Annotated in this window: 21 protein-coding genes; 11 read left to right on the top strand and 10 right to left on the bottom strand. The window is 72.9% G+C overall.

Going from position 1 to position 17,251, the window contains the following annotated elements; translation table 11 throughout:
* Positions 1 to 126: 126 nt before the first annotated feature.
* Genes bioD through bioB form a run of 3 tightly spaced genes read right to left on the bottom strand, consistent with a single transcriptional unit; the run spans position 127 to position 3,442 of the window.
* Entirely contained in the window at positions 127 to 819 is a 693-nt protein-coding gene (gene bioD / locus PSQ21_RS03000; protein WP_274028840.1) for a dethiobiotin synthase, read from the bottom strand.
* 6 nt (positions 820 to 825) lie between these two features.
* Positions 826 to 2,178, bottom strand: a complete 1,353-nt coding sequence (locus PSQ21_RS02995; RefSeq protein ID WP_274028839.1) for an adenosylmethionine--8-amino-7-oxononanoate transaminase — start codon at positions 2,176 to 2,178, stop codon at positions 826 to 828.
* Positions 2,171 to 3,442: a biotin synthase BioB gene (gene bioB, locus PSQ21_RS02990; RefSeq protein ID WP_274028838.1), complete on the bottom strand. Its 1,272-nt coding sequence runs from the start codon at positions 3,440 to 3,442 to the stop codon at positions 2,171 to 2,173. The genes PSQ21_RS02995 and bioB overlap by 8 nt, the downstream gene beginning before the upstream one ends.
* Before the next feature lie 201 nt (positions 3,443 to 3,643).
* Here bioB and PSQ21_RS02985 point away from each other — a divergent pair, with 201 nt between their 5' ends.
* Entirely contained in the window at positions 3,644 to 4,804 is a 1,161-nt protein-coding gene (locus PSQ21_RS02985; protein WP_274028837.1) for an 8-amino-7-oxononanoate synthase, read from the top strand.
* 31 nt (positions 4,805 to 4,835) lie between these two features.
* Here PSQ21_RS02985 and PSQ21_RS02980 read toward each other — a convergent pair whose 3' ends face one another.
* Together PSQ21_RS02980 and PSQ21_RS02975 are read right to left on the bottom strand one after the other, a co-directional pair.
* Positions 4,836 to 5,093, bottom strand: coding sequence for a DUF397 domain-containing protein (locus PSQ21_RS02980; RefSeq protein WP_274028836.1), 258 nt, complete (start codon positions 5,091 to 5,093; stop codon positions 4,836 to 4,838).
* Positions 5,094 to 5,102: 9 nt separating this feature from the next.
* Positions 5,103 to 5,957, bottom strand: coding sequence for a helix-turn-helix domain-containing protein (locus PSQ21_RS02975; RefSeq protein WP_274028835.1), 855 nt, complete (start codon positions 5,955 to 5,957; stop codon positions 5,103 to 5,105).
* Positions 5,958 to 6,192: 235 nt separating this feature from the next.
* Here PSQ21_RS02975 and PSQ21_RS02970 point away from each other — a divergent pair, with 235 nt between their 5' ends.
* Positions 6,193 to 6,624, top strand: a complete 432-nt coding sequence (locus PSQ21_RS02970; protein ID WP_274028834.1) for an ATP-binding protein — start codon at positions 6,193 to 6,195, stop codon at positions 6,622 to 6,624.
* 57 nt (positions 6,625 to 6,681) lie between these two features.
* Here PSQ21_RS02970 and PSQ21_RS02965 read toward each other — a convergent pair whose 3' ends face one another.
* Complete coding sequence (locus PSQ21_RS02965; protein ID WP_274028833.1) at positions 6,682 to 7,623, bottom strand: LysR family transcriptional regulator; 942 nt, start codon at positions 7,621 to 7,623, stop codon at positions 6,682 to 6,684.
* Positions 7,624 to 7,695: 72 nt separating this feature from the next.
* Here PSQ21_RS02965 and PSQ21_RS02960 point away from each other — a divergent pair, with 72 nt between their 5' ends.
* A complete protein-coding gene (locus PSQ21_RS02960) occupies positions 7,696 to 8,361 on the top strand; it encodes a LysE family translocator (RefSeq protein ID WP_274028832.1) in 666 nt (221 codons plus the stop codon).
* Positions 8,362 to 8,459: 98 nt separating this feature from the next.
* Here the strand turns inward: PSQ21_RS02960 and PSQ21_RS02955 are convergent, their stop codons facing one another.
* From PSQ21_RS02955 to PSQ21_RS02945, 3 genes are all read right to left on the bottom strand, one after another.
* Positions 8,460 to 8,930: a C40 family peptidase gene (locus tag PSQ21_RS02955; RefSeq protein WP_274028831.1), complete on the bottom strand. Its 471-nt coding sequence runs from the start codon at positions 8,928 to 8,930 to the stop codon at positions 8,460 to 8,462.
* A 542-nt stretch (positions 8,931 to 9,472) separates the two neighbouring features.
* Positions 9,473 to 9,778 (bottom strand): hypothetical protein, encoded by a 306-nt coding sequence (locus PSQ21_RS02950; protein WP_274028830.1) that lies wholly within the window; start codon positions 9,776 to 9,778, stop codon positions 9,473 to 9,475.
* 37 nt (positions 9,779 to 9,815) lie between these two features.
* Positions 9,816 to 10,421 carry an ATP-dependent Clp protease proteolytic subunit gene (locus PSQ21_RS02945; protein ID WP_274028829.1) on the bottom strand — a complete coding sequence of 202 codons (606 nt, stop codon included), beginning with the start codon at positions 10,419 to 10,421 and terminating at the stop codon, positions 9,816 to 9,818.
* Between the two features lie 85 nt (positions 10,422 to 10,506).
* On the opposite strand from PSQ21_RS02945, the gene PSQ21_RS02940 reads away from it, so the two are divergent.
* Entirely contained in the window at positions 10,507 to 10,791 is a 285-nt protein-coding gene (locus PSQ21_RS02940) for a type II toxin-antitoxin system Phd/YefM family antitoxin (RefSeq protein WP_274028828.1), read from the top strand.
* A gap of 88 nt (positions 10,792 to 10,879) precedes the next feature.
* Here the strand turns inward: PSQ21_RS02940 and PSQ21_RS02935 are convergent, their stop codons facing one another.
* The gene (locus PSQ21_RS02935) at positions 10,880 to 11,863 is read right to left on the bottom strand and encodes an ABC transporter permease (protein ID WP_274028827.1); all 984 of its coding nucleotides are present in this window, start codon (positions 11,861 to 11,863) and stop codon (positions 10,880 to 10,882) included.
* A gap of 127 nt (positions 11,864 to 11,990) precedes the next feature.
* On the opposite strand from PSQ21_RS02935, the gene PSQ21_RS02930 reads away from it, so the two are divergent.
* From PSQ21_RS02930 to PSQ21_RS02900, 7 genes are all read left to right on the top strand, one after another.
* A complete protein-coding gene (locus PSQ21_RS02930; protein WP_274028826.1) occupies positions 11,991 to 12,611 on the top strand; it encodes a TetR/AcrR family transcriptional regulator in 621 nt (206 codons plus the stop codon).
* A 137-nt stretch (positions 12,612 to 12,748) separates the two neighbouring features.
* Complete coding sequence (locus PSQ21_RS02925; protein WP_274028825.1) at positions 12,749 to 13,051, top strand: urease subunit gamma; 303 nt, start codon at positions 12,749 to 12,751, stop codon at positions 13,049 to 13,051.
* Positions 13,052 to 13,064: 13 nt separating this feature from the next.
* Positions 13,065 to 13,376, top strand: coding sequence for an urease subunit beta (locus PSQ21_RS02920; protein WP_274028824.1), 312 nt, complete (start codon positions 13,065 to 13,067; stop codon positions 13,374 to 13,376).
* Complete coding sequence (locus PSQ21_RS02915; protein ID WP_274028823.1) at positions 13,369 to 15,090, top strand: urease subunit alpha; 1,722 nt, start codon at positions 13,369 to 13,371, stop codon at positions 15,088 to 15,090. The genes PSQ21_RS02920 and PSQ21_RS02915 overlap by 8 nt, the downstream gene beginning before the upstream one ends.
* Positions 15,091 to 15,105: 15 nt before the next feature.
* The gene (locus tag PSQ21_RS02910; protein WP_274028822.1) at positions 15,106 to 15,768 is read left to right on the top strand and encodes an urease accessory protein UreF; all 663 of its coding nucleotides are present in this window, start codon (positions 15,106 to 15,108) and stop codon (positions 15,766 to 15,768) included.
* Between the two features lie 21 nt (positions 15,769 to 15,789).
* Positions 15,790 to 16,467, top strand: a complete 678-nt coding sequence (gene ureG / locus PSQ21_RS02905; RefSeq protein ID WP_274028821.1) for an urease accessory protein UreG — start codon at positions 15,790 to 15,792, stop codon at positions 16,465 to 16,467.
* On the top strand, positions 16,464 to 17,249 hold the full coding sequence (locus PSQ21_RS02900) for an urease accessory protein UreD (protein WP_274028820.1): 786 nt from the start codon (positions 16,464 to 16,466) through the stop codon (positions 17,247 to 17,249). Before ureG ends, PSQ21_RS02900 begins: the two co-directional genes overlap by 4 nt.
* Positions 17,250 to 17,251: the final 2 nt, after the last annotated feature.

The raw sequence follows: 17,251 nt of genomic DNA, 5'->3' as shown, positions 1-17,251 counted from the left end.
GACGGACCTCCGCTGAGGAGTGGACGTGACGCGTGAGGGGCGGACGTGACGTTCCTCCACGATTCTCCCCCGGATCGCCCCGGCGGGAATCATCGAGGCCGCCCGAACGCCCCTCGGCGGGCCCCGTCAGCGCGTGGCCCAGGTCCCTCCGAGCTCCGGAGCCAGCCAGCCCGGCGCGCGCGCCGCGAAGACGGCGCCCGGCAGCGAACCCGCGCCGGCCGGTACCGCGCCGAGCAGGGGTGCACCGGCCACCACCGGCAGGTCCTCGATGTTGCAGCGGGACGCGAGGTCAGGCTCCGCAGGCATGCTGCCGATCACGACGCCCCGGCAGCTCAGCCCCCGGTTCCGCAGCGCCTCGGCCGTCAGCGCGGTGGCGTTCAGCGTGCCCAGGCCCGCGGGGGCCACCAGCAGTACCGGCGCGGACAGCAGACGGGCCGCGTCCGCGAGCGTGCCGCCCTCGTCGTCGAACCGTACGAGCAGCCCGCCCGCACCCTCCACCAGCACGAGGTCGTGCTCGGTGGCCAGCTTCTCCGCGGCCTCGGCGACCTCGTACGGCCGCACGGGCGCGAGCCCCGCCCGCCGGGCGGCCGTGGCCGGAGCCAACGGCTCCGGAAATCGGGCCAGTTCGACCGCCGTCACATGGCTCCCCGCCAGGCGCGCGGCCTCGGCGGCATCGCCCGGCTCCCCGGGGCCGAGCCCGGTCTGCGCGGGCTTGAGCACCGCGACCCCGCGGCCCCGCGCGGTGGCCGCCACGGCGGCGGTCACCACCGTCTTGCCGATCTCCGTGCCCGTACCGGACACCACCAGGATCGTCGACATACCGGCTCAGCCCTCCCGTGCCGCGGCGCACACGGCCCGGCAGATCCGCGCCACGTCCTCGTCCCCCGTGACGTACGGCGGCATCGTGTAGACGAGATCGCGGAACGGCCGCAGCCAGACGCCCTCGCGCACGGCCGCGCGGGTCGCCGCCGCCATGTCCACCTCGTGGTCGAGCTGGACGACCCCGATCGCGCCCAGGACGCGTACGTCCACCACTCCGGCGAGGTCCGCGGCGCGCCCGAGCCCGGAGCGCAGGCCCGCGCCGATCCGCGCCACCTCGCCCTCCCAGTCCTGGCCGAGCAGCAGGTCCACGGAGGCCGAGGCCACCGACGCGGCCAGCGGGTTGCCCATGAACGTCGGTCCGTGCGCCAGCACCGGAACGTCGCCGCTGGAGATGCCCTCGGCCACCCGGGTGGTGCACAGCGTCGCCGCCATCGTGAGATAACCACCGGTCAAGGCCTTGCCGACGCACATGACATCCGGCGAGATCCCGGCGTGCCCGGCGGCGAAGAGCTTGCCCGTACGCCCGAAACCGGTCGCGATCTCGTCGAGGACCAGCAGCACGTCGTACGCGTCGCAGGCCTCGCGCAGCACCCGCAGATAGGCGGGGGAGTGGAACCGCATCCCGCCGGCCCCCTGTACCACCGGCTCCACGATGACCGCGGCGAGCTCGTGGGCGTGCTCGGCGATCAGCTCCCGCAGACGCGTCACGTAGGCCGGGTCCGGCTCGGCGTCGAAACCGTCCGGCGGGGCGTCGGCGAAGACCTGCCGGGGCAGGGCCCCCGACCACAGCCCGTGCATTCCGCCCTCCGGGTCGCACACCGACATCGGCTGCCAGGTGTCCCCGTGATAGCCCCCGCGCCAGGTCAGCAGCCGTTGCTTGGACGGACGCCCGAGCGAACGCCAGAACTGGAGGCACATCTTGACCGCGACCTCCACGGAGACGGACCCCGAGTCGGCGAGGAAGACGTGCTGGAGCGGCCCGGGGGTGATCTCCACCAGCCGGGTCGCCAGCCGGACCGCGGGCTCATGGGTGAGCCCGCCGAACATCACATGGCTCATCCGGTCCAGCTGGCCGCGCGCGGCCTCGTTGAGGACCGGGTGGTTGTAGCCGTGCACCGCCGACCACCAGGAGGACATGCCGTCCACCAGCTCGCGCTGCCCCTCGACGGGTTCGGCGAGCCGGAGCCGTACGCCGGAGGCCGACTCCACGACCAGCGGCTCCTGACGGCCCGGCATCGGACCGTACGGGTGCCAGACGTGCGCGCGGTCCAGTGCCCGCAGTTCGTCGGGGGCGTACGGCTTCGGAGCCGCGGGCCCGGAGTGCCCGGTGACCTCGGCGGCAGGTGCTTCAGGCATTGGGCGCGAGGTCCGTTCCCGCACCGCGACGGCGGACCGCCACCAGATCGGTGCGGGCCGCTCCGTTGGCGTCCGTACGCGAAGCCGTCGCGCTCTCCGCGGCGCCCACCGGCTCCTGCTCCTGCTCCCCGTGGCCACCGCACGGCCCGCAGCCCCCGCCGCCTCCGTGGGAACCGCAGCCCGCGGTTCCGGCGGTGTCGTGCGATCCGCAGCCGGCCCCCGCCGTGGCGTCCTGCGTGCCGCAGCCGCCGAGGGCGTCGGCCCGGTGACGCGGCAGCGTCGTCGTGCCCGCGCCCTCCACCTCGAAACCGGCGTCCGCGATCATGTCCAGGTCGGTCTGGCCGGCCTGGCCCTCGCTCGTCAGGTAGTCGCCCAGGAAGATGGAGTTGACCAGGTGGAGCGCCAGTGGCTGCATCGAGCGCAGGTGCACCTCACGGCCCCCCGCGAGCCGCACTTCGACGTCGGGGCAGACGAAGCGGACCATCGCCAGAATGCGCAGGCAGCGCTGCGGGGTGAGGTTCCACTCCTTGGCGAGCGGTGTTCCCTCGAACGGGATCAGGAAGTTCACCGGCACCGAGTCCGGGTCCAGGTCCCGCAGCGCGAACACGACGTCGACCAGGTCCTTGTCGCTCTCGCCCATCCCGGCGATCAGCCCGGAACACGCCGAGAGCCCGGCGGCCTGGGCCTGCTGCACGGTCTCCACCCGGTCCGCGTACGTGTGGGTGGTGGTGATCGCCCCGTACGTCTCCTCGGACGTGTTGAGGTTGTGGTTGTACGCGTCGGCGCCCGCCGAACGCAGCCGGTCGGCCTGCCCGTCGGAGAGAAGACCGAGGCAGGCGCAGACCTCGATGCCCTCGTTCTCCTCCTTGATCGCCTCGATGGTCTTCGAGACCCGGTCGACGTCCCGGTCCGTCGGGCCGCGCCCGCTCGCGACCAGGCAGACCCGCTTGGCGCCGCCCGCCACTCCGGCGGCGGCGGCCCTGGACGCCTCGTCCGGCTTCAGCCAGGTGTACTTGAGGATCCCGGCCTTCGAGCCGAGCCGCTGCGAGCAGTAGGAGCAGTCCTCGGGGCAGAGCCCCGACTTGAGGTTGACCAGGTAGTTGAGCTTGACGCGCCGCCCGAACCACTGACGGCGCACCTTCCCGGCGGCGGCCACCACGTCGAGCAGCTCGTCGTCGGAGGTCGCCAGTACGGCGAGCGCTTCTTCGCGGGTCGGCAGTTCGCGCCGCAGTCCCTTGTCCACCAGCGTGTTCAGCAGGTCCATGGAAGATGATCCTCGCTTACGGCACCGCCTCCAGCCAAGGAGGAACCAGACAGGAGACCCGTGCGAGGGTGTGTGTATTGCCACACCCTGACCTGCTGCGCACCCGGCTAGGGTCTGTTGGCTGCCTACAAAGGGACTCCGCACCGGACCGTCCGCGCGGAGCCGCCCGCCGATGGCCCGCCTACCCAAGGGGACCGCCCCATGTCCTTCGCCCCGTTCGACTGGATCGACGCCGAGGCCCGCGGCCGGGCCGCCGCCGGACTCGTACGCGCCCTGCGTCCGCGCGGCGCCGAGCCGGAGCTGCTGGACCTCGCGAGCAACGACTATCTGGGCCTCACCCGGCATCCGGAGGTCACGGCCGCCGCGGCCGCCGCCGCGCGGCGGTGGGGCGCCGGAGCGACCGGGTCGCGCCTGGTCACCGGCTCCACCGCCCTGCATGCCGAACTCGAACGGGAGCTCGCCGCGTTCTGCGGTTTCGAGGCGGCCCTCGTGTTCTCCTCCGGGTACGCGGCCAATCTCGCCGCGCTGACCGCGCTGACCGGGCACGGCTCGCTCATCGTCTCCGACGCGGGCAACCACGCCTCGATCGTGGACGGTTGCCGGCTCTCCCGCGCCGAGACCGCCGTCGTCGCCCATGCCGACCCGGAGGCGTTCGGGAAGGCCCTGCGGGCGCACGACGGGCGGGCCCTCGCGGTCACCGACTCGGTGTTCTCCGTCGACGGCGACGCCGCCCCGCTCCCCGGACTGGCCGAGGTCTGTCGCTCCGCGAACGCCGCCCTGCTGGTCGACGACGCCCACGGCCTCGGAGTGCTGGGCGCCGGCGGCCGCGGCGCGCTCGCCGCGGCCCGGCTGGCGGGCGGCGACGGGATCGTGGCCACGCTCACCCTGTCCAAGTCCCTCGGCAGTCAGGGCGGGGCGGTCCTGGGCCCCGCCCGGGTCATCGACCACCTGGTCAACACGGCCCGTACGTTCATCTTCGACACCGGACTCGCCCCGGCGGCGGTGGGCGGCGCGCTCGGCGCCCTCGGGGTGCTGCGCCGGGAGCCCGAACGGGCCGACCGCGCCCGGGAGGTGGCCACCGCGCTGTTCACCCGGTTCACCGCCGCGGAGCTGAGGACGGTCCGGCCCGACGCTGCCGTCGTCTCCGTCCGGGCGCCCTCGGCGGACGCGGCGGTGCGCTGGGCGGCCGACTGCCGGGCGGCCGGGATGGCGGTGGGCTGCTTCCGCCCGCCGTCGGTACCGGACGGCGTCTCGCGGCTGCGGCTGACGGCGCGGGCCGACCTGACCGAGGAGCAGATCGCGACCGCGGTGGCCACGGTCCTGGCCACCGCTCCCCGGCAGGCGGACGCCCGGGTCAGCTGATCCGGTGCGAACCGGATCCGTGCGAACCGGTTCAGTGCGGTCCGGTTCCGTGCGGTCCGGTTCCGTGCGGGCCGAGTCCGGCCACGAACGTGCTCCAGGCCGCCGGCGAGAAGCGCAGCGGCGGTCGGTCCACGTTCTTCGAGTCGCGTACGGCGAGCAGTGCGCCGCCGAACCGCGCGGTCTCCACGCAGTTGTTCATCCCGGTGGAGTGGCTGCTGCGCCGCCAGTGCGGAGCGGGCGGCGCGGTTGACCGCGGGGGTGCGGCGGGCAGTGGGAGACGGTCTGACATGGCGGCCCCTTAGCTGCGTCCGATCTCGGTGATGAGGTCCAGCGAGCGTTCTGGCGACAGCGCGTGTGCCTGCAAGGAACGGAAGGCCGAGCTGTACGCGTCGAGGTCTTCTTTCCGCTCCAGATAGAGGCTACTCGTCAAGTGGTCAAGAACGACCACATCCAGATCAGAAATGTTCGGAAAGGAGAAAATAACGAAAGGGCCGGTGAGGCCGACATAGCCGCCGGCCGAGAACGGCAGCAACTGCAACTGCACATGCGGGAGTTGGGCCACCTGTCGCAGATGCTGCAACTGGTCTCGCATCACCTCCGGCCCGCCCACCTCGCGGTGGAGCACCGCCTCGTCCAGCACGGCGGTGAAGCGCAGCGGCGGGTTCGCGCGCAGGACCCGCTGGCGGGTCAGCCGGACCTCCACCAGGGAGTCGAGCCGGCCGGCCGGTAACCCGTCCAGCGAGGCGCGGGTCACGGCCCGTGCGTACCCCGCGGTCTGGAGAAGTCCCGGTACCACCGAGGTCTCCAGCGTCCGGACCGTACTGGCCTGCGACTCCAGGCTGATGAAGTCGCGGTACTGCGGTGGGATCAGCCCCCGGTAGGCGTGCCACCAGCCCGCACCGCCGCCACCCGCCGATCCCGCGAGGACTTCGAGCAGGGAGCGCAACTGGGTGTCGCGCACCGCGTAGACGTCCAGCAGCAGTGACACGTCGGCGGGCGTCACCCCGCTCGCGCCGGTCTCGATGCGGCTCACCTTCGACTGGTGCCAGCCGAGCAGCCGCGCCGCGTCCCGGCTGGTCAGCCCGGAGGCGTGGCGCAGACTTCGCAGCTCCTCGCCGAGCTTGCGCCGTCGGACGACGGGGCCGTGCAGCATGCGGGTCTCCTTCTGCTGTGGGGAAGGGCCGGTCCGTCACCGGAACCGGCCCGCAGAGGGGTCAGTGTGCCGTCCGCCCACGCCGCGAGAGCCCCGAATTCACCGCTTCGAGCGACAGATATATGCATATCTTGGCCGAACGCCGTTACAGGGAGCTGCATCAATGGCAATCTGGCGCGAAGCACAATCCTGGCCGGCCGCCGGTCGCCCAGGGCGGGAAAGGGACGGCGTCGCCATGGCAGACCATCAGGAAGCAACCGTCACTCTGCCGACCGATCCGGTGTCGGTCTCATCGGCCCGCAGACATGTCGCCAGGACCCTGGCCCAGTGGGGCCTGCCCGAAGACACCGAGTTCGCCGACACCATCCGCCTGATCATCTCGGAGCTGGCCACCAACGCCGTTCAGCACACGTTCGGCCAGTCACCCACCTTCACCGTGGATCTGCGCCTCGAACGCGACGAGGAGCTGTATCTCGGTGTCACGGACAGTCACCCCCGCTGGCCCCAGCGGCTGCCCGCCGCCGTACGGCAGGACAACGGCCGGGGCATGGTCATCATCCGGGCGCTGGCCAAGGAGCGCGGCGGGCGGCTCCAGGTGACCCCGACCGCCGAGGGCGGCAAGACGGTCTGGATCGCCCTCCCCTGGGGCGTTCCGGTGCAGCGCTGACAGTGGGGCCGGGGTCCGCCCCGCCGGTGCCCCGTGGGCTGATCGGACAGGTGCCGGTCAGCCCGCCGACGGCCGGTTCGCGGACGGGGCCGTGCTCCCGCGGCCGAAACCGCCGCGCAGCAGCGCGAGCAGCGTCGCGGCCGCCGCGGTCGAACGGTCGCCCCGGTGCACGACCGAGATGGTCCGGCGGAACGAGGCGGGCTCCAGCCGCCGGACCGACAGCGGGGCCGTCGCCATCGAGGCGACCATCTCCGGCACCACCGCCACCCCGAGACCCGCGCTGACCAGCGCGCACACCAGCGCGTACCCGGGTGACTCGCAGACCACCGCGGGCGTCGCCCCGGCCTCGGCGAGCGCCCTCTCGACCCCGCGCCGGGGCGGATGGGTGGGCGCGCTGCTGATCAGCGGCCGCCCCGCCAGCTCGCCGACCGGCAGCCGTCCGGTGCCCTCGGAGAGCCGGTGGCCCACCGAGGTGACCAGCACCAGCTCCTCGACCAGCAGGGGTTCGACGAGAACGCCCACCGGCGGGGGGCCGGCCGTCGCCGGTTCGTAGGCATGGGTCAGGGCGAGGTCCACCTCGCCCGCGACCACCGCGGCGATCCCGCCGGGCGGTTCGTAGTCGGCGACGGCCAGCTCGACCTCCGGATGGGCGCGCCGGAACGCACTCAGGACCGGCGGCAGCAGATGGATCCCGGCCGTGGTGAACGTCCCCACCCGCAGCCTGCCACCCGAGAGTCCGGCCAGCCGCGCCAGCTCGTGCCGCGCCTGGTCCAGCTCGTCCAGGACCCGCCGGGCCCGGCCCGCCAGCAGCTCGCCCGCCGCCGTCAGCCGCGCCCCGCGATGGTGACGCACCAACAGGGCCGCCCCCGCCTCCCGCTCCAGCTTGGCCAGCTGCTGGGAGAGCGCGGGCGCCGTGTAGCCCAGGCGGGCGGCGGCCCGGGTGATCGATCCGGCCTCCGCGACCGCCACGAGTGCCGCGAGCCGTGTCGGGTCGTACATGAAGCGTTCCTTTAGGCAGACCCAGAAGATTGCAAGTACACGCTAAAGGCTCCGCCGGTCCAGGGTGGACGCATGGACGCACAACTGATCGCCTTCACCGGGGTCGCCGCCGGTATGGTCGCGCTGCCCGGCGCCGACTTCACCGTCGTCGTACGCAACGCCCTGGCCTCGCGCACCGCCGGCCTGGCCACCGCGCTCGGCGTCGCCGGAGGGCTGCTGGTGCATACCGCGCTCGCGGTCGCCGGGCTCGCCGCCGTGCTGGTGACGATGCCGGTCCTCTTCCGTACCGTCCAGCTGCTCGGCGGCGCGTACGTGCTCCACCTCGGAGTCAGCGCGCTGTACGCGATCCGCCGCCGGCCCTCACGGGACAGCTCCGGCTCCCCCTCCGGTACGGACAAGGGCGAGGGCGAGCCGGGGCGGCCCGTGCCCGGGTCGTTCGGACGCGCGCTGCGCCAGGGGTTCCTGACCAACGCGCTCAACCCGAAGGCCCCGGTCCTCTTCCTCAGCCTGCTGCCGCAGTTCGTGCCCCACGGCCGGCCGCCGCTGCCCAGGACCCTGCTGCTCGCGGCCCTCGTGGTGGTGCTGGCGCTGATCTGGTTCCCGGCCGTCGCCCTGCTCGTGGACCGGCTGGGCCGGTGGCTGCGCCGCCCGCGTACCGCCCGCGCCATCGAGGGCGGCAGCGGTGTGGCGCTCACCGGTCTGGGGCTGGCCTTGGTGACCGGCGCCCTGCTGCGTTGAGCCGCCGCGGATGTCGCGGGCGGCCCCGAGGGCCCGGGCCGCCCGCGCGGAAAGGGGGACCCGGGCCGCCCGCACGGAAAGAGCGTCCGGTCGAGGGGTCAGCGGACCCGTCCGTACCAGACGCTCTTGGACCAGATTTTGGCCAGTCTCACCACGTCCCCCGATTTGGGGGAGTGCCAGATCTTCCCGGCCCCGGCGTAGATGCCCACGTGGTAGACGCTGCGCCCGGAATGGAAGAAGACGAGGTCGCCGCGTTTGCGCTGCGACTTCCCGATGTGGCGGGTCTTGTTGTACTGCTGCTGTGCCGTGCGGGGAAGCTTCTTGCCGGCCTTCTTGAACGAATAGACCGTCAGCCCCGAACAGTCGAAGCGGCTGGGACCGGCCGCTCCGTACTTGTAGGGAGCCCCCTTCTTCGACGCGGCGACCTTCAGGGCCTTCGTCGAGTGGGAGGCGGCCTCGGCATCGCTCACCAGACCGGGCGCCAGCATCGTGGACGTCACGGCCAGGGTGAGTACCGAGGCCGTACCGACCCGGGCGAACAGAGACGGGACATGAACCTGCGCAGACATGCGCAACCCTTCGTCAGCCGCCTGTGAAGGATGACCTGTCGGGTTCGGGCTGGCGAAGTTGCCCGGCCGCTGTCGCGGCTTCACCCCGAGGGCCTCCCGGTCTCCCGGTCGGCCCGTTGTGCTCGGGTCCTCCACTCCTGCCGATCCACTCCTGTCGACCAGTCATCCGGGCGGCGGCAGGACTCGGCGTCCGCCCGGACCGCCCCGCCGCGGTGGCGGGGGCTTGTCGTCCCAGGGATCTTGACTCACCCGGTGCCGGAATTCCGAGCCGAAACGGCGGTTTGTGAGTCTCCTCACCACTGATCCATTCGGGTGGACAGGCCGGATTCGTGCTCGCCGAAGAGCCGGGCGCACACCCTCGTACCAGCGACGAAAGGGCGCATTTCGAGTACGGGCCACGCGCCGAACGCAAGTTGAGCCGTCGCTCGCGCGGGTGATCTCCTACGCCGAACGAGCGAGGCGAATCGGTTCCGACGCCGGGCGTGTCGCGCGCGGGGCCGGCCGATCCGCTCGCGTAGGGCGTTCCCCGCGCGTGGAGCAGGTCAGTTCGCGGGCGGCGGCATCGCGATCCGGCCCGCCCGGCGCTCCCCGTCCAGGACGCGCAGCGCCCGCGCCAGGGTGGCGGCGTGGATCCGCGATTCGCCGCGCTCGTGCATCACGGCCAGGGCGTCGCGCAGGGCCGCCGCCCGGGAGGCGAGGGCCTGGGCCGCCCGCAGGGCGCTGTAGGTGTCGCTGCCATGGGCCGGGTTGATCCGGCCCACCTGGTCGAGCACGGCCAGATAGCAGTCGACGAACTCGCCCTCGGCGCGGGTCAGTGCGGGCAGGGGCGGGAAGTCGGGTGGCTCCATCGGCGTTTCACCTCGCGTCGTACGGCGGCCGGGAGAGTCAGCGGCTGTCCACGACGTGGTCGACCAGCCCGTGGGCGAGGGCGGCATGGGCGTCGAGGATGGTGTCGCGCTCGATGTCGGCGGTGATCTGCTCCGCGGTCCGGCCCGTGTGCCGGACCAGCATGGCCGCGAACATCTCGCGGGTGCGCACCAGTTCGCGCGCGTGGATCTCCAGGTCGGACGGCTGGCCCCGCATCGGCTCCTCCATCGCGGGCTGCTGGATGACTACCCGCGCGCCGGGCAGCGCATGTCGGCGCCCCTTCGCCCCGGCGGCCAGCAGGGCCGCCGCATAGGAGCCCGCCTGCCCCAGGCAGAAGGTCTCCACCTCGCAGGTCAGGAACCGCATCGTGTCGTAGACCGCCGCCATCGCCTGGAACGTGCCGCCGGGGGAGTTGATGTAGAGCGACAGGGGCCGGTCCGGATCGGCGTGCTCCAGGTACATGAGCTGGGCGATGAGGTCGCTCGCGGCGATGTCGTCGATCGGGCTCCCGAGGAAGACGATCCGCTCGGACAGCAGCTTGGAGTACGGGTCCAGGGTCCGGGTTCCGGTCGCGGTGCGCTCGGTGAACTCCGGCAGTACGTAGCGGGCGGCGGGGCGGATCATGGCGGTGCCTCTCTCCTGGAGCTGACCGGCCTTCTCTCCGTCCGTAAAAAATGTACAGGACGTACAGAAGGTTATGATGGGGACTATGGCCTACGAGATTCCGGTGACGCAAGCACGGGCGGAGCTCGCCGAACTGATCAACCGTGTTGTCTACGGCGGTGAACGTGTCGTGGTGACGCGTCACGGCAAGCCGCTCGTCGCGTTGGTTTCCGCCGCTGACCTGCAACGACTGGAAGCGGAGGAAACCGCCGCCGAGGAGCGGGTGATCAGCTCGGTCTCCTCGATCGACTCCGCGTCATCCGCTCAGGGCGAACGGCGCAGGTTCGGCATCGCCGCCGAGCACCGCCCCCACGACGGTCGGGACGCCTGAGACCCCGACCGCCCCGGGACAGCGCGAAGCCGGGCGCCCCCTCCAGGAAAAGGGGGGGGCGCCCGGCTCGGCGCTACGGACGCGGCGCTCAGCCGGTCAGGACCGGCTCGCGGACGGGTCCGGCCGGCTCGGCCGGCGTCGGCGCCGGGCGGGCGAACAGCACCGCCGCCAGGCCGAACAGCGCCCATAGCGAGAGCGTCAGCACGGCGCCGCCCGCGGCGCTCCCGTCGAAGAAGGCGACCGAGCGGAGCAGCGAACCGCCCGCGCCCGGCGGGAGCCACTGGCCGATCGCACCGACGGGCTCGGGCAGCAGCTCCGGTGCGCTGGTGACGCCGGAGAAGGGGTTGCCCAGCAGGACCATCAGCAGCGCGCCGAGTCCGACGCCGCGCGGCCCGAACAGGGCGGCGAGCCCCGCCACCGCCGAACCGATGGCCAGCACGGTGAGCGCGAGCACTCCCGCCTCCGTCCACCAGTCGCCCGTGACCACGCCGAGCCAGCTGTGCGCCACGGCTGTGGCGGCGAGGCCCACCAGGGCGGCCGACCCGATGAGGGCCACCGCGGCCCGCGCCCCGCGCAGTCCGATCAGGGTGACGACGGCTCCGGCCGCCATGCCCGCGAGGGCCAGGGGCAGGACGCTCGCGCCGAGTGCGCTGCCGCGGGGGTCTCCGGGCGGCGCGGCGACCACATCGGTGACCCGGACCTGGGTGGCGTCGGGAGCGGTTGCCGTCACTGCCTCGCGCAGCAGCTGGGAGACGACGGGGCTCGCCGCCGAGGCGGTGAGCAGGTGCGGCCCCTGCGGGGTGACGACGACGGCTCCGTATACGGCCCGCTCCTCGATCGCGGCGCGGGCGGCGGCCTCGTCGTCGAAGCGGTGGACCTCGAACGCGCCGTCACGCTGCTCGAAGTGCTGTTCCAGCGGCTGGGCCGCCGACGCCGGACCCGCGACCCCGACCGGGAGGTCGTGCGGGGCGATCCGGGCGGCGGGCCAGGCGAAGGCCCAGAGGGCGAGCGTCACCAGCAGGGGGATCAGCAGGATCACCGCCACCGCGCGGCGGTTGGGTGCGGTGGACATGAGAGGCCTCGATTCGTGCGACGACGGAGAGTCCAGAGAGAAGGATCGTTCGTTTTATGTCCTGTTCCCACTGTCGGCACGCTGGGTCGGATTGTCAAGAATGAATGTTCGTTTTAGGTTAGGGGCCATGGCTCGCGTATCCCAGGAACACCTCGACGCCCGTCGCCGTCAGATCCTCGACGGAGCGGCGCGCTGCTTTGCCCGCAACGGATTCCACGGCACGTCCATGCAGGACGTCCTCAAGGAGGTGGGCCTGTCCGCCGGGGCGGTCTACCGCTATTTCCCCGGCAAGGAGGACATCATCGCGGCCATCACGCAGGAGACCTTCGCCGTCATCCGCGGCGCCTTCGAGGAGGCCTCGCGCATGACGCCGCCGCCCACCCCGGACGTGCTGCTCGGCCGGGTGCTCGGCGGGGTGCTCGCGGGGGAGGTGCATGGGCTGGAGCGCCGCGCCTTCGCCGCGCTCGTCGTCCAGCTCTGGTCCGAGACGCTGCGTGACGCCCGGCTCGCCGCGCTGCTCGACGACGGTTACGCCACCATGCGCGTCGCCTGGACGAAACTTGTCGACGCCTACCGCGCGGCCGGGATCCTGAGCGGCGACGTGCCCGGCGACCACGTGGCGCGGACGATGATCGCGACGGCGCAGGGGTTCATCGTGCAGGAGGCGCTCTTCGGGGACGTACGCCCCGAAGTGCTGGAGAACGGGTTGTGCGGGCTGATGGCCATGAACCCGCAAAAGATCAGTTAACGCAACGGAAAAACTTCCGCCCTAACGTGCAATGCCTGGTGGCGAAGGCGCCGTTCCCGTTCAACGAACTGTTGAACGGGGATAGGGTCCCGCTGCGTCCGGAGCCGGAGCCGGACGGAAGACGATGAGGTGGAAGCGTGCAACTGACCCCGCACGAGCAGGAGCGTCTGCTCATCCATGTGGCCGCCGACGTGGCCGAGAGGCGCCGGGCGCGCGGGCTGCGGCTCAATCACCCCGAGGCCGTCGCCCTGATCACCGCCCATCTGCTGGAAGGCGCCCGGGACGGCCGCTCCGTCGCCGAACTCATGGCATCCGGCCGTACGTTGCTCACCCGGGACGAGGTCATGGAAGGCATCCCCGAGATGCTCCACGACGTCCAGGTCGAGGCCACCTTCCCCGACGGCACGAAGCTCGTCACCGTCCATGACCCGATCGTCTGACGGGGAGGCGCCGATGATTCCCGGAGAGATCCTGTACGGGGACGGGGACATCCCCCTCAACACAGGGCGGACGGTCACCCGCCTCACCGTCCTCAACGCCGCCGACCGCCCCGTCCAGGTCGGCTCCCACTACCACTTCGCCGAGGCCAACCCCGGACTGCGCTTCGACCGCGCCGCCGCCCACGGGCTGCGGCTGAACATCGCCGCCGGCACGGCGGTCCGCTTCGAACCCGGCATCCCCGCCGACGTCGAACTCGTCCCCCTCACCGGCCGCCGCGTCGTCCCCGGCCTGCGCGGCGAAACCGGAGGTGGTCTCGATGCCTGACCTCAAGAGAGCCGTGTACGCCGATCTCTTCGGACCCACCACCGGCGACCGGATCCGGCTCGCCGACACCGATCTGCTCGTCGAGATCGAGGAGGACCGCTCGGGCGGCCCCGGACACGCGGGCGACGAGGCGGTGTTCGGCGGCGGCAAGGTGATCCGCGAGTCGATGGGGCAGGCCCGCACCACCCGGGCCGAGGGCGCGCCCGACACCGTCATCACCGGGGCCGTCGTCATCGACCACTGGGGCGTCGTCAAGGCCGACATCGGCATCCGGGACGGCCGGATCACCGGCATCGGCAAGGCCGGGAACCCGGACACCATGGACGGCGTCCACCCCGACCTGGTGATCGGCCCGGAGACCGAGATCATCGCGGGCAACGGGAAGCTGCTCACGGCCGGGGCGGTCGACGCCCACGTCCACTTCATCTCACCCACCCTCATCGACCAGGCGCTCTCCAGCGGCATCACCACCCTCGTCGGCGGCGGCACGGGACCCGCCGAGGGCACCAAGGCCACCACCATCACCCCGGGGCCCTGGCACCTGGCCCGGATGTTCGAGGCGCTGGAGACCTTCCCGGTCAACATCGGGTTGCTCGGCAAGGGCAACACGATGTCGCAGGAGGCCATGCACTCCCAACTGCGCGGCGGCGCCCTGGGATTCAAGATCCACGAGGACTGGGGCGCGACGCCCGCCGTCATCGACGCCTGCCTCACCGTCTGCGAGCGGACGGGCGCACAGCTCGCCATCCACACGGACACCCTCAACGAGGCCGGGTTCGTCGCCGACACCCTCGCCGCCATCGCCGGCCGGACGATCCACGCGTACCACACCGAGGGGGCGGGCGGCGGGCACGCCCCCGACATCATCAGCGTGGTCTCCGAGCCCTACGTCCTGCCCAGCTCGACCAACCCCACCCGGCCGCACACCGTCAACACCATCGAGGAACACCTCGACATGCTGATGGTCTGCCACCACCTGAACCCCACCGTCCCCGAGGACCTGGCGTTCGCGGAGTCCCGGATCCGGCCCTCCACCATCGCGGCCGAGGACATCCTGCACGACCTCGGGGCCATCTCGATCATCTCCTCGGACTCCCAGGCCATGGGGCGGATCGGCGAGGTGATCCTGCGGACCTGGCAGACCGCCCACGTCATGAAGAAGCGGCGCGGAGCCCTGCCCGGGGACGGGCGGGCCGACAACCACCGGGTCCGTCGCTATGTCGCCAAATACACCATCAACCCGGCCGTCGCGCAGGGACTGGACCGGGAGATCGGCTCGGTGGAGACCGGCAAGCTCGCCGACCTCGTCCTCTGGGACCCGGCGTTCTTCGGCGTGAAGCCCCAGACCGTCATCAAGGGCGGCCAGATCGCCCACGCACAGATGGGCGACGCCAACGCCTCCATCCCGACGCCCCAACCGGTCCTGCCCCGGCCGATGTTCGGCGCCCTGGGGCGAGCGGCCGCACACAGCTCGTTCAACTTCGTCTCCACTGCCGCCATCGAGGACGGGCTGCCCGAACGCCTCGCCCTGCACAAGCGGTTCGTGCCGATCACCAGCACCCGGGGGGTCACCAAGGCGGACATGCGGGAGAACGACGCCCTGCCCCGGGTCCACGTCGACCCCGACAGCTTCGCCGTCACCATCGACGGCGATCCGGTCGAGCCGGCCCCGGCGGCGGAACTGCCCATGGCGCAGCGTTACTTCCTCTTCTGAGGGCCGGCCGCCGTCATGTCACGCGCAGCTCTCCTCGTCCTCTCCGACGGCCGGTTCCCCGCCGGTGGCCACGCCCACTCCGGCGGCGCCGAACCGGCCGTCGCCGGGGGCCGTGTCCGCGACGCCGACTCCCTCGCCGACTTCTGCCGGGGCCGGCTGCACACGTCGGGCCTCACCGCCGCCGCCCTCGCCGCGGCGGCGGCCCACGGCCTCGACCCGATCGCCCTCGACGAGGCCGCCGACGCCCGTACACCCTCGCCCGCCCTGCGGACCACCGCGCGCAAGCTGGGCCGGCAGCTGATGCGGGCCGCCCGCGCCACCTGGCCGAGCCCCGAACTGGACGCGCTCGCGGCGGCCCGACCGCGCGGCGCCCACCAGCCGGTCGTCCTCGGGCTCACCGCACGGTCGGCGGGCCTGGACCCCGTGGACGCCGCCCACTGTGTCGCGTACGAGACCGTCAGCGGACCCGCCACCGCCGTCGTCCGGCTCCTCTCCCTCGACCCCTTCCACGCCACCGCCGTACTCGCCCGGCTCGCCCCCGAGCTGGACCGGGTCGCCGAACAGGCCGCCGAGGCCGCCCGGCAGGGCATCGACGCCCTGCCCGCCGCCTCGGCCCCGCTCCTCGACATCACCGCCGAGGCGCACGCCGCCTGGCCGGTCCGCCTCTTCGCCTCGTAACCCGCATCCACAGGAGCCTCCATGCACCTCGGCCACCCCCACGACGCCCCCGCCGCCGTCAGCGCCGACGCCACCCGCCCCGACGGCACCCGGCGCGCCCTGCGCATCGGCCTCGGCGGCCCCGTCGGCTCCGGCAAGACGGCCACCGTCGCCGCCCTCTGCCGCGAACTGCGCGACCGCCTGTCCATCGCCGTCGTCACCAACGACATCTACACCCAGGAGGACGCCGCCTTCCTGCTGCGCAACGCGGTCCTGCCGCCCGAGCGGATCCAGGCCGTCGAGACCGGCGCCTGCCCGCACACCGCGATCCGCGACGACATCTCCGCCAATCTCGAAGCCGTCGAGGACCTGGAGGACGCGGTCGGACCGCTCGACCTCATCCTCGTCGAGTCCGGCGGCGACAACCTCACCGCCACCTTCTCCAAAGGACTGGTCGACGCGCAGGTCTTCGTCATCGACGTCGCGGGCGGCGACGACATCCCGCGCAAGGGCGGCCCCGGCGTCACCACCGCCGACCTCCTGGTCATCAACAAGACCGACCTCGCCCCCTACGTCGGCTCCGACCTGGAGCGGATGGCCCTCGACGCCAAGAAGCAGCGCGGCGAACTCCCCGTCGCCTTCACCTCCCTGACCTCGGCCGAGGGCGTCGGACCGGTCGCCGACTGGGTGCGGGCGCGGCTCGCCGCCTGGGCCGCGTGAACGTCCGCGCGACGGCCCGGCTCCGGGCCGAGCCCGACGGGCGGGGCGGGACCGCCCTGCCCGTCCTGGTCAGCGACGGCCCGCTCGCCCTGCGCCGCACCCGCTCGCCGCACACCGCGTACGCCCGGGTCACCGTCGTCGGCGCGATGAGCGCCCCGCTCAACGGCGACCGGCTGACGATCGAGGCGGACATCGCGGACGGGGCGCGCCTCACCGTGGACGCGGCGGCGGCCACCGTAGCCCTGCCCGGCCCGCGGGAGGACACGGAACCGTCCACGTACACCGTGGACCTGGGCGTGGGGGAGGGGGCCGTGCTGCACTGGCTTCCCGAACAGCTCGTCTCCGCCCACGGCAGCCACCTCCACCAGGCCACCCGGGTCCGACTCGCCCCCACCGCACGCCTGCTGCTGCGTGAGGAGCAGATCCTCGGCCGGCACGGCGAGCCCACCGGCGGGCTCACCACCCGGCTCACCGTCCACCGGGCGAGCCGCCCGCTCCTGGACCAGCGACTGGCCTACGGGCCCGGCGCCCCCGCCGGCTGGGACGGCCCCGCCGTCCTCGGCGGCCACCGGGCCGTCGGCCAACTGCTCCTCGCCGACCCGGCCTTCGAGGACGCCCCCCTCCCCGCGCGCCTCCTCGGGCCCACCGCCGCGCTCACCCCGCTCGCCGGCCCCGCCGTTCTGGTCACCGCCGTGGCCGCCGACGCCCGCCTGCTGCGCGGGATCCTGGACGACGCCATGCGCGAGCTGCTGGACGGGCTGAGGACGGACCACACCGGCTGAGT

Origin of the sequence: Streptomyces sp. MMBL 11-1 (genome assembly GCF_028622875.1) — a bacterium.
Lineage (GTDB): Bacteria > Actinomycetota > Actinomycetes > Streptomycetales > Streptomycetaceae > Streptomyces.
This window is presented reverse-complemented; position numbering and strand designations above follow the sequence as displayed.

Excerpts from the sequence above, each read along its gene's own strand:
- bioD (WP_274028840.1), bottom strand. The coding sequence starts at position 819 with ATGTCGACGATCCTGGTGGTGTCCGGTACGGGCACGGAGATCGGCAAG.
- PSQ21_RS02995 (WP_274028839.1), bottom strand. The coding sequence starts at position 2,178 with ATGCCTGAAGCACCTGCCGCCGAGGTCACCGGGCACTCCGGGCCCGCG.
- bioB (WP_274028838.1), bottom strand. The coding sequence starts at position 3,442 with ATGGACCTGCTGAACACGCTGGTGGACAAGGGACTGCGGCGCGAACTG.
- PSQ21_RS02985 (WP_274028837.1), top strand. The coding sequence starts at position 3,644 with ATGTCCTTCGCCCCGTTCGACTGGATCGACGCCGAGGCCCGCGGCCGG.
- PSQ21_RS02980 (WP_274028836.1), bottom strand. The coding sequence starts at position 5,093 with ATGTCAGACCGTCTCCCACTGCCCGCCGCACCCCCGCGGTCAACCGCG.
- PSQ21_RS02975 (WP_274028835.1), bottom strand. The coding sequence starts at position 5,957 with ATGCTGCACGGCCCCGTCGTCCGACGGCGCAAGCTCGGCGAGGAGCTG.
- PSQ21_RS02970 (WP_274028834.1), top strand. The coding sequence starts at position 6,193 with ATGGCAGACCATCAGGAAGCAACCGTCACTCTGCCGACCGATCCGGTG.
- PSQ21_RS02965 (WP_274028833.1), bottom strand. The coding sequence starts at position 7,623 with ATGTACGACCCGACACGGCTCGCGGCACTCGTGGCGGTCGCGGAGGCC.
- PSQ21_RS02960 (WP_274028832.1), top strand. The coding sequence starts at position 7,696 with ATGGACGCACAACTGATCGCCTTCACCGGGGTCGCCGCCGGTATGGTC.
- PSQ21_RS02955 (WP_274028831.1), bottom strand. The coding sequence starts at position 8,930 with ATGTCTGCGCAGGTTCATGTCCCGTCTCTGTTCGCCCGGGTCGGTACG.
- PSQ21_RS02950 (WP_274028830.1), bottom strand. The coding sequence starts at position 9,778 with ATGGAGCCACCCGACTTCCCGCCCCTGCCCGCACTGACCCGCGCCGAG.
- PSQ21_RS02945 (WP_274028829.1), bottom strand. The coding sequence starts at position 10,421 with ATGATCCGCCCCGCCGCCCGCTACGTACTGCCGGAGTTCACCGAGCGC.
- PSQ21_RS02940 (WP_274028828.1), top strand. The coding sequence starts at position 10,507 with ATGGCCTACGAGATTCCGGTGACGCAAGCACGGGCGGAGCTCGCCGAA.
- PSQ21_RS02935 (WP_274028827.1), bottom strand. The coding sequence starts at position 11,863 with ATGTCCACCGCACCCAACCGCCGCGCGGTGGCGGTGATCCTGCTGATC.
- PSQ21_RS02930 (WP_274028826.1), top strand. The coding sequence starts at position 11,991 with ATGGCTCGCGTATCCCAGGAACACCTCGACGCCCGTCGCCGTCAGATC.
- PSQ21_RS02920 (WP_274028824.1), top strand. The coding sequence starts at position 13,065 with ATGATTCCCGGAGAGATCCTGTACGGGGACGGGGACATCCCCCTCAAC.
- PSQ21_RS02915 (WP_274028823.1), top strand. The coding sequence starts at position 13,369 with ATGCCTGACCTCAAGAGAGCCGTGTACGCCGATCTCTTCGGACCCACC.
- PSQ21_RS02910 (WP_274028822.1), top strand. The coding sequence starts at position 15,106 with ATGTCACGCGCAGCTCTCCTCGTCCTCTCCGACGGCCGGTTCCCCGCC.
- ureG (WP_274028821.1), top strand. The coding sequence starts at position 15,790 with ATGCACCTCGGCCACCCCCACGACGCCCCCGCCGCCGTCAGCGCCGAC.